The following is a 12,760-nucleotide window of genomic DNA, read 5'->3' as shown; positions in this document are numbered from 1 at the left end:
AGGCAATCACCAGCACGATGTATCGGTAAAACCAGAGAATGGTTTATGGCGGTGGATTAAGGGAGAAGGCTTTCGGAAGATCTGAGACGGCAGTTTGGGCGTTCGACAGGCAAAAAAAAAGCCAGCACCCGAGCTGGCTAAATAATACTGGAAGCAATGTGAGCAATGTCGTGCCTTCACGGGGAAGCCGAATCGTCATGAACACCATCGGTAATTAACACAGGCACATGACATCGTTCCCCGGAACGCACAGCAATAATAATCATTATCATTCGCACTTGTAAAGTGCTTTTTGCGATAAATTCTTATTCTCAATACGGACCGAGGAACAGCCCGTATTGCTCCCCTTTTGTTTGTTACTCTGGCTGCGCCAGTGACCTCGCCAACAGGGTGATCGGGTGCTCACACCGTTTACTGGTCGACATCTCAATCTGCCATTTACAGGTTTCGCAGTCCGTCACCACGATATCGACGCCGCTCTCTTCAATCTGCTGGAACAGCGGTGCGCCAATGCCTTGCGACGTAGCGTAGTTCTCTTTCTTGAAGCCATAAGTGCCCGCAATGCCGCAGCACTGGGAATCCAGCATCACCAGCTCAAGGCCGGGGATGCGTTGCAGCAGCGCCAGGGTATACGCCGTCCAGCCCATCCTCTCCAGATGGCAGGGCGTGTGATACGCCACCCGCAGCGGCAATTTACCCAGCGGCAGCGTGCGCCCTTCTTCTTCCAGCAGACGGTAGAGCTGGCGCGTCACCAGTTCGACGCCATCGCGCACATGGCCGTTATCCACCCCCAGCAAATGCGGATATTCGTCCCGCAGCGTGAACGTACAGCTGGATGACGTCGCGACCACCGGCAGGGATTTCTGATTGATTGCCTCATCCAGCGATTTGATATTCGCATGTGCCTGCTTTCTGGCCTTGTCGTGAAAACCATTGGCAATCAGCGGCACGCCGCAGCACTTCTCTTTATTCAGCAACTGGACGCCAATGCCCATCGCGTTAAAGACCTGAACCAGATCTTTACCCAACTGTGGATGGTTGTAGTTCACATAGCAGCCGTGGAAGTACGCAATCTGTTCATCATAGGCCTGCTGCTTTGCCGCCTGCTGACGATACCAGCGTCGGAAAGTGCCGAATGAATATTTCGGCAACTGGCGACGATGGTCGATTTTCAACGCCTTATCCAGCAGATGGCGCACGGGTTTCAGACTGGTCGCCGTATTCACCAGCGGCGCAAACGGTGTGGCAATCGACCCCATAAGATCGGTATGGCTCAGAATCGCATCGCGCAGCGTCGGCTTGTGGGTGCTGTGCGTCCCCTTTGCGCGCTGAATAATGTCACCAATTTTGACATCCGACGGGCACGCGACCTCACAACGTTTGCAGTTGGTGCAGTATTTCAGCGCATCATCATACAGCGCCGGATCTTTGCGCCGCAGGCGTTCGCCGTCCGGCCCGGCCTGTTTCGGGCCGGGATAAAGTGGGTTCACGCGTGAAACCGGACAGTACGTGGTACAGACCGTACACTTAATGCAATCTTCAAAACTGTTATCGCTAAGCAGGCTCATGGGTTGCCCTCCTTCAAAATCTGTTCGGCAACATGAAGTGCGCTGAGCAAGGAAACCCCCGCTCCACATCCCTGTACAATCGGGTCGAAGCCTTCCAGCACCGCGCCAATCGCGTACAGGTTGTTGACCGTTTCGCCCCCAATGCACGGATGCAGGTATTCATCGACAATTGCGCCAAATTGCAGATAAGGCTGTGGCGCAAACACATCCTGCTGGCTCCAGCCCTCGCGCTGGTCAGCGAATCGAACGTCCAGCCCAAAGACCGGTTCGGTCACCCGATCAAACTGCGTCACCAGCCCATTACTGAAAAAGCTGCCGCTCGCCAGCACCGCATGCTTCGCCCGCAACGGAATATCGCGATGATGGTGGCTATGGATCGCAATCTCCTGCGGAGACAGCGAGGCGCGCACCGCACGATCTCCCGGCATCACCATCCCACCCAGTTGGCGAAAGCGCTGCGACAGCGCCTGATGCAAGCGTAACCCGAGCAATGACGGCGGCAATGTCGGCAACAGCAGCACCGGTTTACCTAACGCATCAGCAAGTTCATTGATGATTTCAGGGCTGTCCAAGCCCAGACAGGCTGGCATGATGATGGCATCGTTACCGTTAGCCAGAAGCGACAATTCCTCCAGCAGCGCCGAGCGATTTTCCGGTCGGTCGAGCACACGGGCGATATTAACCGCGCGGAATTCGCTGGGGTTCTGACGCAATCGATCCAGCACGGGCAGCTTGAGTTCATCACTGCGGGCCGCGATCCCCTGCGTCTGAAGCGTACCGGCCACAATACGGGACTGAAAATCCAGAAAGCCTTCGATACCCGCAATCAGCGGATTATCGCCAAAGCGGGAATCCGGCAAACCACGCGTGACGCCATCGACCGGGCTCAGCCAGCAGGCGCGAAACTTACCTAGCGGCGTCATGCGCCAGTGGTTTTGCTGATGATTGCCCTGCAGGGTGATATTGCTGCGTTCCAACAGCGCCTCGGCCTGTGGCAACAGCGCCGCCACTGCCGCCGCGCCCATGCGGGAATAAGGGTGGTGAGGAGCCTGATGCGCCAGTTCATCCAGCGCATCGAGCGGCTGGCTCACGGGCTGCCCGTCAGGAAGATGGGAGAGTAAATCCAGCGCACCGGAAGAAAAATGCAGCGCATTCTGTCCCGCGCTAACAATCGCACAGCGTTTTCCCTGCTCCGCCAGGCGAATACCGCAGGTCAATCCCGCCAGTCCGCCACCGATAATCACAACGTCATAGCGCATGACGATCCTCCTGACTGTCGCTGGCCGTCAGGCCGCACAATCCCTGATAAATCCAGCTGGTAAACTCGCTTTCGCGCAGCGCATTGCCCCACGCAATCGGGCGAATGCCTTTCCAGCGTTCGTTCAAAAACTGACTGAGCTGCGTGAGCGACTGCTCCGGCGTCGCGGTGCCCAGACGGCACAGCAGACCCGCCGCACGACAGGCACAGAGTTCACCCTGACAGGTGCCCATACCCACGCGGGTGCGCCGACGTAAATCAATCAGGTTATTCACCTGTAACGATTCCACGGCGTAGCGCACTTCCCCCGCCGTCACCGCCTCACATTCGCACACCAGACTGCGGTCCAGACGCTCACCGGACAACATTCTTCCGGCACGTTCACCGTGGCGATAAATCGCCGAACCGCGCAGCGGCGCAGAGAGCGGTTTTGCCGTAGGGTAAGCAGACAGGGGATGAGGAGCGGACTTCACCTCCTCCAGCGATTCAGAACCGGGCAGCGGCGTCTGTGCCGTCGAGCAGGCCACGTCATGACCCAGCTTTTTGCAAATAGCGTCAGTCACCCACTCCGCCATCAGGCGGTAGGTCATCAGCTTGCCGCCGGTGATAGTAATAAATCCTTCCAGCCCGTCGCGGCTGGCATGGTCGAGCAGCACAATACCGCGGCTTACGCTACGCCCGCTCGGGTCGCTATCGCTGGCAACAAGAGGACGGACGCCGGCATAGGCGCGCAAAATTCGCGTGCTCGCCAACGTCGGCGCCAGCATCGACCCTTCCCGCATCAGCGTTTCCACCTCGGCAGGCGTTACCAGCATATTGTCGATTTGATCGTAATCGATGTGGGTTGAGGTGGTGCCAATCAGCGAAATGGTATCGCCCGGTACCAGAATGTCGGCATCCGCCGGTTTACGGCAGCGGTTGATCACCATGTTGTTGATGCGGTGCCCAAGAATCAACAGCGCACCTTTTGCCGGGAACATCCGCACGCGCAGATCGGCATATTCCGCAATGTGTTGCCCCCAAATACCGCCCGCGTTGACCACCACCTGTGCGTAGATTTCTGTTTCTACACCTTTTTTATGGTCGAAAACGCGCACGCCGGTAATACGATCGCCCTTGCGAATCAGCCCGATGACCTCGTGATAGGTCAGCACTTCCGCGCCGTGCTCGCAGGCATCAATCATGTTGGCCGCCGTCAGGCGAAAAGGATCGACCGAACCATCCGGCACGCGCACCGCGCCAATCAGTGTCGGATTTGCTGCCGGTTCCAGTCGTAACGCTTCCCGCGGGTCCAACGCCTGTGCGCTAATCCCCGCCTGCTGACAGGCGGTAATAAACTGTGCCTGCCAAGCGAGATCGTCTTCGGGCAAGGTGATAAACAGACCGTCAGTAGGTTCGATACAGTGGCGAGCAATCCGCCGGAGAATCTGGTTTTCTTCAATACATTCGCGGGCAGACTCGCCATCGGTTACTGCATAGCGGGCACCGCTGTGTAATAAGCCGTGATTACGCCCGGTTGCGCCGGTCGCAATGTCATAACGTTCAAGCAGCAGGCAGCGCAGTCCGCGCAGGGCACAATCCCGTGCCGTTCCTGCTCCCGTTGCACCACCGCCGATGACAACCACGTCAGTTTCACGCCAGTTCCCCGTATTTTGCATCATGTTCTCGCTCCAGGCGGATGGTCTACATGTTGCTATTGGGACACAGAAAGCAGGGTTAATGTTTGATAAAGAGCAAAAACGAACACTAAACGAAAATAAAGCAGGGTTTAAAAACAATAAGTGTGATTTAGGTCACTAAAACCGCACTGTGTAATTTTTCGATTCTGTTAACATGAGCGCAAAAATCGTCACAGTTTCATAAAAGTGTAACATCAGCGTCATGAATCACACTCATTTGCACGCTAACCCCTTACAATAACGTTCGTAATAGAACAAAAAAGCTATCGTTTTTTTTCGCATTGGAGATATCTATGCTGAGTATTTTTAGGCCCGCCGCCCACCAGCCGCGCGTGTCGCAAGAACACGTTGATCCGCTCTATCGCCGCCTGCGCTGGCAGATTTTCATGGGGATCTTTTTTGGCTACGCCGCCTACTATCTGGTGCGTAAAAACTTCGCACTGGCCATGCCTTACCTGATTGAACAGGGCTTCTCACGCGGTGACCTCGGTTTTGCACTGTCAGGTATCTCTATTGCCTACGGCTTTTCCAAATTCATCATGGGATCGATATCCGACCGTTCTAACCCGCGTGTGTTCCTGCCTGCGGGTCTGATTCTGTCAGGTGCGGTCATGCTGTTCATGGGCTTCGTGCCGTGGGCAACGTCCAGCATTGCAGTCATGTTCGTCCTGCTGTTCCTGTGCGGCTGGTTCCAGGGTATGGGCTGGCCACCGTGCGGACGTACGATGGTTCACTGGTGGTCACAGAAAGAACGTGGTGGCATCGTGTCCGTATGGAACTGTGCTCATAACGTCGGTGGTGGTATTCCTCCTCTGCTGTTCCTGCTGGGTATGGCCTGGTTCAACGACTGGAAAGCAGCACTCTACATGCCGGCCTTCGCCGCCATTCTGATTGCCATGATCGCTTTTGCACTGATGCGTGACACACCGCAATCCTGTGGTCTGCCACCGATTGAAGAGTACAAAAACGATTATCCGGTTGATTACAATGAAAAAGCGGAAGAAGAACTGACGGCTAAGCAGATCTTCATGCAGTACGTTTTCCCGAACAAACTGCTGTGGTACATCGCGATCGCCAACGTCTTCGTTTATCTGCTGCGTTACGGTATCCTCGATTGGTCACCGACCTACCTGAAAGAAGTTAAACACTTCGCACTGGATAAGTCTTCCTGGGCCTATTTCTTCTACGAATACGCAGGGATTCCGGGCACGCTGCTGTGCGGCTGGATGTCCGACAAGGTCTTCAAAGGCAACCGTGGTGCAACGGGCGTGTTCTTCATGACGCTGGTGACAATAGCAACCATCGTTTACTGGATGAACCCAGCCGGTAACCCAGGTGTGGACATGGCCTGTATGATCGTCATCGGCTTCCTGATTTACGGCCCGGTCATGCTGATTGGTCTGCATGCATTGGAACTGGCACCGAAAAAAGCAGCGGGTACCGCAGCGGGCTTCACCGGCCTGTTCGGTTACCTCGGCGGCTCCGTTGCCGCTAGCGCCATCGTCGGCTACACCGTTGACTTCTTCGGTTGGGACGGCGGCTTCATGGTGATGATCGGCGGCAGCATTCTGGCGGTACTTCTGCTGGTGATTGTTATGCTGAATGAGAAAAAGCATAAAGCAGAGTTAGCCAATCGCGCCTAACCCGCTCTTGTAAGCATCCCTCTGGCGGCGTCCTGATGACGCCGCCTTTCTCTCAACAGAAAGAGGTTTGATCGCATGAACGTTACCGTAACATCTCTACTCTCCGCCCTCGCGCTCTCCGTTTCCTTTAGTGCTTTCGCTTCATCAACCGACAAAATCGTTATTGCCCACCGCGGTGCCAGCGGCTATCTGCCCGAGCATACGCTTCCGGCAAAGGCGATGGCCTACGCTCAGGGTGCCGATTATCTGGAACAGGATCTGGTGCTCACCAAAGATAACGCGCTCATTGTGTTGCACGATCACTATCTGGATCGCGTGACCGACGTGGCAAAACGTTTTCCGCAACGCGCCCGTAAAGATGGACGCTTTTACGCTATCGACTTCACGTTAAAAGAGATCAAGTCGCTGAAATTCACCGAAGGATTCGATATCAAAGACGGCAAACAGGTACAGAGCTACCCGAACCGTTTTCCGATGTGGAAATCCGACTTCCGTATTCATACCTTTCAGGAAGAAATTGAATTTATTCAGGGTCTGAACCACTCGACCGGCAAGAACATCGGACTCTACCCCGAAATCAAAGCACCGTGGTTTCACCATCAGGAAGGGAAAGACATCGCGCGCGAAACGCTGGCCGTGTTGAAGCAGTATGGCTATACGAAAAAAAGCGATAAGGTCTTCCTGCAATCATTTGATGTCGCAGAGCTAAAGCGCATCAAAACCGAATTGCAGCCGCAGATGAAGATGGATCTGAACCTGATTCAGCTGATTGCCTATACCGACTGGCATGAAACCTACGAGAAGCAGGCCGATGGAACGTGGGTGAATTACAACTACGACTGGATGCAAAAGCCCGGCGCGATGCAGCAAATTGCGACCTATGCCGATGGTATCGGCCCGGACTATCACATGCTCGTCCAGAAAGGATCGACTCCTGATAAGATCACCTTTACCGATATGGTGAAGGAAGCCCATCAGTATAAACTTCAGGTACACCCGTTTACGGCAAGAGCCGACAGGCTACCGGCGTACGCCAACGATATCGATCGGCTCTACGATATTCTCTACTATCAGGCGAATGTTGACGGGCTGTTCACCGATTTTCCCGACAAAGCGGTCGATTTCCTGAAAAAACCGCGCTGAGACTCAGCATTGCCATCGGGCACCGCGTGCCCGATGATGCGTCGGTCGATACTATACGACTTACTTCAGAAACAGTTCCCGCAGGTAATTCGGCACCGCGCTGTCCGCGTTAGACCCAATCACTTCACGATCCGGCAGCATATCTTTCAGGCGCTGATGCGCGTTCTGCATCACGCAGCCTTTACCCGCCATCGACAGCATTTCGTAGTCGTTCATGCCATCACCAAACGCCACACACTCTTTGAGTGAGAAGCCGATAATCTTCGCCACCTGCTCCAGCGCATGGCCTTTAGACACACCGCCCGCCATCACTTCCAGACAGGTAAGCGTCGAAAAGCTCACGTTAACGCGGTCGCCCCAGCGCGCGTTGATCGCTTCTTCCAGCGGTAACAACTGCTCATGGGAATCACAGGTAAAGAACACTTTGCTGACGCCATCGGTTTCGAGCAATGCAGGTTCAAACAGCTTGTATTTAAAGATCGACTCTTTGAAGAAGCGCTCTTCTTCCGCGCGCGGACGGTTCATAAACCACTCATCATCGCGGTAAACGTGCGTCAGCATATCGGGGTTATTGTGTACGACGCTGTAAAGGTCGCGGGCAATGTCCTGATCCAGGTTGTGGCTGAAAATCAGCTCGCCCTGCGAGTTGTGCACGCGCGCGCCATTCGAGGTAATCATAAACGCGCTAATGCCGAGGTTATCGCGGATCTGCGCGACATCCATGTGATGCCGTCCGGTAGCAAACACAAAGTGAATCCCTTTTTCCGTCAGCAGCCTGAGGGTTTCTTTCGCATACGGGGACAGCGAGTGGTCAGGTGACAGCAGTGTGCCATCTAAATCGGAAGCAACGACATGGTACATAACGATGAGATCTCACTTCTGGTGTGTTGTGGCGGCACGCGCCGCAAAAAATTAACGAGGTTGCTGGCAGCATCCGTTGAGCGGCGTGCCAACAGTCTAAAATTAATGATAACGCGCAAAGTGCGCCAAAATTAGCGCAAATGCCTGAGCGCGGAGGTTATCCGTTTCAAAGAGAATTTCATGCCGCGCACCGGGGATAACCTGCAACACGCCGTTTGAGTTAGCGTTACCGTTCTGTGTCAGCGTCTGGCAAAACGCATTCTGGCTGCGGTTATCCACCACGCGTTCCTCTCCTGCCTGTAGCAGCAGAAGCGGTGTGGTGACGGCGCTGGCCTGTGCCAGTAGCTGTTTCCCCGCCTGTATCGCCTCACGCACCCAATGATAGGTCGGGCCGCCGATGCGCAAATCCGGTGAATCCGCATAAAATCGAATGCTGCGCTGGTAACGCTCACGGCTGTGCGTCAGCACATTCATCCGATAAGGCAACGGCCGCCACTGTCCGGTGCCAATGGCGTAGTAATCACGAATCGCCGGGCGACGCTCCGCCCAATCGACGATCCATCCGACAACGCAATGAGGAAGCGGTAAATGAATGCCAAACATCGGCGCGCATAGCGCTACGGCATCAAACGTCTCAGGTTGGCGAATCAGCAGCTGTGCCAGAATCGCGCCTCCCATCGAATGCGCCAAGGCAAACCGGCGGGTATAGTGCTTCGGGCCAATATGCTGCTGGCACAGCGTTTCAGCATCATCGACATAATCACTGAAGCGCACAACGTGTCCACGGTGTCCGTCTTGCAACACCCGACCCGATCGCCCTTGCCCACGGTGATCCATGATGAGCACATCATAACCGCTATGAAAGAGGTCATAAGCGACTTCGCTATATTTGACATAGCTTTCGATACGGCCTGAAAAGACAACGACAATCTTATCGTGCTGGGGTGCGGTAAAGCGAACGAACCGGATCGGTACATCATCAACGCCGGAGAATTCGCCCTCTTCGCGCTGACGCCAGAAATCCAGTAATTCTCCGGTAGCAAAAGCGGCAAACTGCGCTTCTCGCGTTAACAGGTTCGAGGCTAACCCCTCAGGCGTTAACCGTTCCGACGTAAACAACGTATTGTGGCGTTGAACCATCACACCTCTCCGGTGACGCGGGAAAACTAAAGCTAGCGGAAGAACATGACAAGCGGTAGAGCACCAGCGTATTGTGACATAAAAAACAGACAGACTCTCGTAATACAGAACGTGATTCAGGGGCATGCTTCATGACATTGGATTGGTGGTTAACCTATTTACTCACAACGCTTATTCTCAGCCTGTCGCCCGGCTCGGGTGCCATCAACACCATGAGTACCGGCATTAGCCACGGCTATCGCGGCGCGGCGGCCTCAATCTGTGGTTTACAGGTCGGGCTGGCGATTCATATCGTGCTGGTCGGCATCGGGCTAGGCGCGCTGCTTAACCAGTCGGTACTGGCTTTCGATATGCTGAAATGGCTGGGCGCGGCGTATCTGATTTGGCTGGGGATTCAGCAATGGCGCGCCGCAGGCGCACTTGACCTTCAGGCGATCGCCAGCGCGATGCCACGTCGTAGACTGTTTAAACGTGCGGTGCTGGTGAATCTGACCAACCCGAAAAGCATCGTGTTTCTGGCGGCGCTGTTCCCGCAGTTCATTATTCCCCACCAGCCGCAGACTGCACAGTATCTGGTGCTAGGCATCACCACCGTAGTAGTCGATATCATCGTGATGATTGGCTACGCCACGCTAGCCACGCGTATCGCCGGATGGCTGAAAGGTCCACGGCAGATGAAGACGCTCAACCGGATATTCGGTTCACTGTTCGTGCTGGTCGGCGCGTTACTCGCTACGGCGAGAAAGGCCTGATTAAAAGACAGCGCGTCGTATCAGAGTACAGCGCGCTGTTTTTTTCTCGAAAGCAAATGCTCTTAGAGGGATATTCTCGCAGGGAAAGATTAGCGAGAGAAAATCAGGTGCAAGCCGAACCCGGTAAACAGCACGCCCGCTACGCCATCCACCCATTTCGCCAGACGCTGATAGCCGCGACGCATTGCTGGCAAGGCGAAAACCATCGCGACCAGACTGAACCAGATCAGCGTTTCAATGGAGATCAGCGCAAACAGCCCCCAGCGGGCACCGCTGCCAACGCTATCGCCAACAAACAGCGAAAACACGCTGCCGAAATAGATCAGCGCCTTCGGATTCGCCAGATTCGTCAATAGTCCGCGCATGAAGGTTTTACCACGCTGAGGCAGTACCACCGCCGTTTCCTGCGTGGTTTCCAGCTGTGCTTTACGCCGAGCAGAACGCAGCATCTGCCAGCCCATCCAGCACAGGTACAGCCCGCCGCCGACGGTAATGGCCGTATGCAGCCAGGCCATTTTTTGCAACAGCAGGTGCAGCCCCAGCAGCGCGATAGCCGCCCAGACAACCACACCCAGAGAAATACCTAGTACGCCCATCATCGCTTCACGGCGGGAACGGCTGGCCGCAGTTTGTGAAACGAAAAAGAAATCAGGTCCTGGACTCATTAGTGCAATGAAATGCACCAGCGCCACCGTCAGAAATAGCATCAGCATCTTGGTTTTCCTGTTTTTTAAATGCAATCAGATAAGGCGAGCGTTACTCGTCATCATTATCGACATGATCGCGAATCATGTTCATGAAAGGCGCACCGAAACGTTCGAGTTTACGGTGTCCAACCCCGTTGATATTCAGTAGCTCACCCGCGGTGATCGGCATCAGTTCAGCCATCTCCAGCAGCGTGGCATCGCTGAACACCACGTAAGGCGGAATATTGTCTTCATCCGCGATGGATTTACGCAGTTTGCGTAATTTGGCAAACAGCTTGCGGTCGTAATTTCCACCGTACGATTTTTGATTGGCACGCGGTTTCAGGTTAATCACACGCGGCACGGCCAGCTGTAGCGGCATTTCTCCCCGCAACACGGGGCGCGCAGATTCGGTAAGCTGTACGGCGGAATGCATTGTGATGTTCTGGTTCAGCAAGCCCAGATGAATCAACTGGCGCAGCACGCTGACCCAATGCTCCTGCGATTTATCTTTACCAATACCGTAAACCGGCAGTTTGTCATGGCCGAAATCACGGATACGTTGGTTATTCGCCCCGCGCAGCACCTCGACGATATACCCTAAACCAAAGCGCTGCCCAACCCGGTATACGCAGGAGAGCGCTTTTTGCGCTTCGACCAGCCCGTCATAACGCTTCGGCGGATCGAGACAAATATCGCAGTTGCCGCAGGCCTCCTGGCGTCCTTCACCGAAATAGTTCAGCAACACCAGACGGCGGCAGGTCTGCGCTTCGGCAAACGCGCCCATCGCATTGAGCTTATGACGCTCGATATCCAACTGCGGCCCAGCCGGTTTTTCCTCCAGACAGCGGCGCAGCCACGCCATATCCGCCGGATCGTAGAACAGTGCAGCTTCGGCAGCGAGGCCATCACGCCCAGCTCGCCCCGTTTCCTGATAGTAGGATTCGATGTTGCGCGGAATATCAAAATGCACCACGAACCGTACGTTAGGCTTGTTGATGCCCATCCCAAACGCCACGGTCGCGACTACCACCTGGAGATCGTCACGCAGGAACGCTTCCTGCACCTGTGCACGCCGCTCGTTATCCAATCCAGCGTGATAAGCCCCTGCGCTCAGCCCACGGGCCTGCAACCGTGCGCAAATATCTTCCACGCGGGAGCGGCTGTTACAGTAGATGATGCCGCTTTTTCCACGCTGCCCCTGCACGAACATCCAGAGCTGGTCGAGCGGTTTGAACTTCTCCACCAGCGTGTAGCGAATGTTTGGACGGTCAAAGCTGCTGATCTGAATCAGCGGCGACTGAAGATCCAACAGGCGAACGATATCGTTCCGCGTGGTCTCGTCAGCCGTAGCGGTCAGCGCGATAAAAGGAAGATGCGGGAAACGCTGTTTAATCTGCCCCAGCGCGCGGTATTCAGGGCGGAAATCGTGCCCCCATTGGGAAATACAGTGCGCTTCATCCACCGCGATCAGAGCGATCTGCCAGTGGGCGAGATGATCGAGGAAACTGTCCGTCGTCAGGCGTTCAGGCGCAATATAAAGCAGCTTGATCTGACCCGTACGACAACCGGCCATCACCTCAAGCTGCTGCTCGCGCGTCTGCGTCGAATTCAGGCAGGCTGCCGAAACACCGTAGGCCTGCAGCTGATCGACCTGATCTTTCATCAGTGAAATCAACGGGGACACCACCAGCGTCAGCCCGTCCATCACCAGCGCAGGGATTTGATAGCACAGCGATTTGCCGCCGCCTGTCGGCATGATAACCAGACAGTCCTGCCCACTGAGCGTCGCGCTGATAATTTCCTGCTGACCCGGTCGGAATTGCTGGTAGCCGAACGTGTCCCGCAGAACCTGAACCGCCAGCGCTTCCTTATTCAATACTTCCGCCGTAGACACGCCTTCCCCAATTCAATGAAATCAAACAGGCGCTATTTTCAGCGCCGTTGGGTAAAACTGCAATCGTTAGTTTGGTAAAACAACAGGGGCTAAAGCGGTAATCGCTAAAACCCCAGTCGCGAAAACATGGCCG

General features: G+C 55.1%; 10 protein-coding genes. 3 read left to right on the top strand and 7 right to left on the bottom strand.

The window, feature by feature from the left end:
• Nucleotides 1–356: 356 nt before the first annotated feature.
• The 3 genes from glpC to glpA are packed head-to-tail and all read right to left on the bottom strand — an operon-like array spanning nt 357 to nt 4,487.
• Complete coding sequence (gene glpC / locus MYB54_RS01370; protein WP_127157853.1) at nt 357–1,568, bottom strand: anaerobic glycerol-3-phosphate dehydrogenase subunit GlpC; 1,212 nt, start codon at nt 1,566–1,568, stop codon at nt 357–359.
• Nucleotides 1,565–2,827, bottom strand: a complete 1,263-nt coding sequence (glpB, locus tag MYB54_RS01365) for a glycerol-3-phosphate dehydrogenase subunit GlpB (RefSeq protein ID WP_014916911.1) — start codon at nt 2,825–2,827, stop codon at nt 1,565–1,567. The genes glpC and glpB overlap by 4 nt, the downstream gene beginning before the upstream one ends.
• Nucleotides 2,817–4,487, bottom strand: coding sequence for an anaerobic glycerol-3-phosphate dehydrogenase subunit A (gene glpA / locus MYB54_RS01360; RefSeq protein WP_014916912.1), 1,671 nt, complete (start codon nt 4,485–4,487; stop codon nt 2,817–2,819). The genes glpB and glpA overlap by 11 nt, the downstream gene beginning before the upstream one ends.
• Before the next feature lie 311 nt (nt 4,488–4,798).
• Here glpA and glpT point away from each other — a divergent pair, with 311 nt between their 5' ends.
• Both glpT and glpQ read left to right on the top strand, forming a co-directional pair.
• Nucleotides 4,799–6,148 carry a glycerol-3-phosphate transporter gene (gene glpT / locus MYB54_RS01355; RefSeq protein WP_205564810.1) on the top strand — a complete coding sequence of 450 codons (1,350 nt, stop codon included), beginning with the start codon at nt 4,799–4,801 and terminating at the stop codon, nt 6,146–6,148.
• A gap of 75 nt (nt 6,149–6,223) precedes the next feature.
• Complete coding sequence (gene glpQ, locus MYB54_RS01350; protein WP_248721410.1) at nt 6,224–7,291, top strand: glycerophosphodiester phosphodiesterase; 1,068 nt, start codon at nt 6,224–6,226, stop codon at nt 7,289–7,291.
• 60 nt (nt 7,292–7,351) lie between these two features.
• On the opposite strand, the gene yigL is transcribed toward glpQ, so the two are convergent.
• Together yigL and pldB are read right to left on the bottom strand one after the other, a co-directional pair.
• The gene (yigL, locus tag MYB54_RS01345) at nt 7,352–8,152 is read right to left on the bottom strand and encodes a sugar/pyridoxal phosphate phosphatase YigL (RefSeq protein WP_010294521.1); all 801 of its coding nucleotides are present in this window, start codon (nt 8,150–8,152) and stop codon (nt 7,352–7,354) included.
• Nucleotides 8,153–8,254: 102 nt separating this feature from the next.
• A complete protein-coding gene (pldB, locus tag MYB54_RS01340; protein ID WP_205564808.1) occupies nt 8,255–9,292 on the bottom strand; it encodes a lysophospholipase L2 in 1,038 nt (345 codons plus the stop codon).
• 131 nt (nt 9,293–9,423) lie between these two features.
• On the opposite strand from pldB, the gene rhtB reads away from it, so the two are divergent.
• On the top strand, nt 9,424–10,044 hold the full coding sequence (gene rhtB / locus MYB54_RS01335) for a homoserine/homoserine lactone efflux protein (protein WP_039277662.1): 621 nt from the start codon (nt 9,424–9,426) through the stop codon (nt 10,042–10,044).
• Between the two features lie 89 nt (nt 10,045–10,133).
• On the opposite strand, the gene rhtC is transcribed toward rhtB, so the two are convergent.
• Together rhtC and recQ are read right to left on the bottom strand one after the other, a co-directional pair.
• Nucleotides 10,134–10,757 carry a threonine export protein RhtC gene (gene rhtC, locus MYB54_RS01330; protein WP_010284889.1) on the bottom strand — a complete coding sequence of 208 codons (624 nt, stop codon included), beginning with the start codon at nt 10,755–10,757 and terminating at the stop codon, nt 10,134–10,136.
• Nucleotides 10,758–10,800: 43 nt separating this feature from the next.
• A complete protein-coding gene (gene recQ / locus MYB54_RS01325) occupies nt 10,801–12,627 on the bottom strand; it encodes an ATP-dependent DNA helicase RecQ (protein ID WP_248721409.1) in 1,827 nt (608 codons plus the stop codon).
• Between the last annotated feature and the right edge of the window lie 133 nt (nt 12,628–12,760).

This window comes from Pectobacterium nicotianae (assembly GCF_023272715.1).
GTDB classification, from domain to species: Bacteria; Pseudomonadota; Gammaproteobacteria; order Enterobacterales; family Enterobacteriaceae; genus Pectobacterium; species Pectobacterium brasiliense.
Note: the sequence above shows the minus strand (reverse complement) of the source record. Positions and strands in the feature narration are given on the sequence as shown.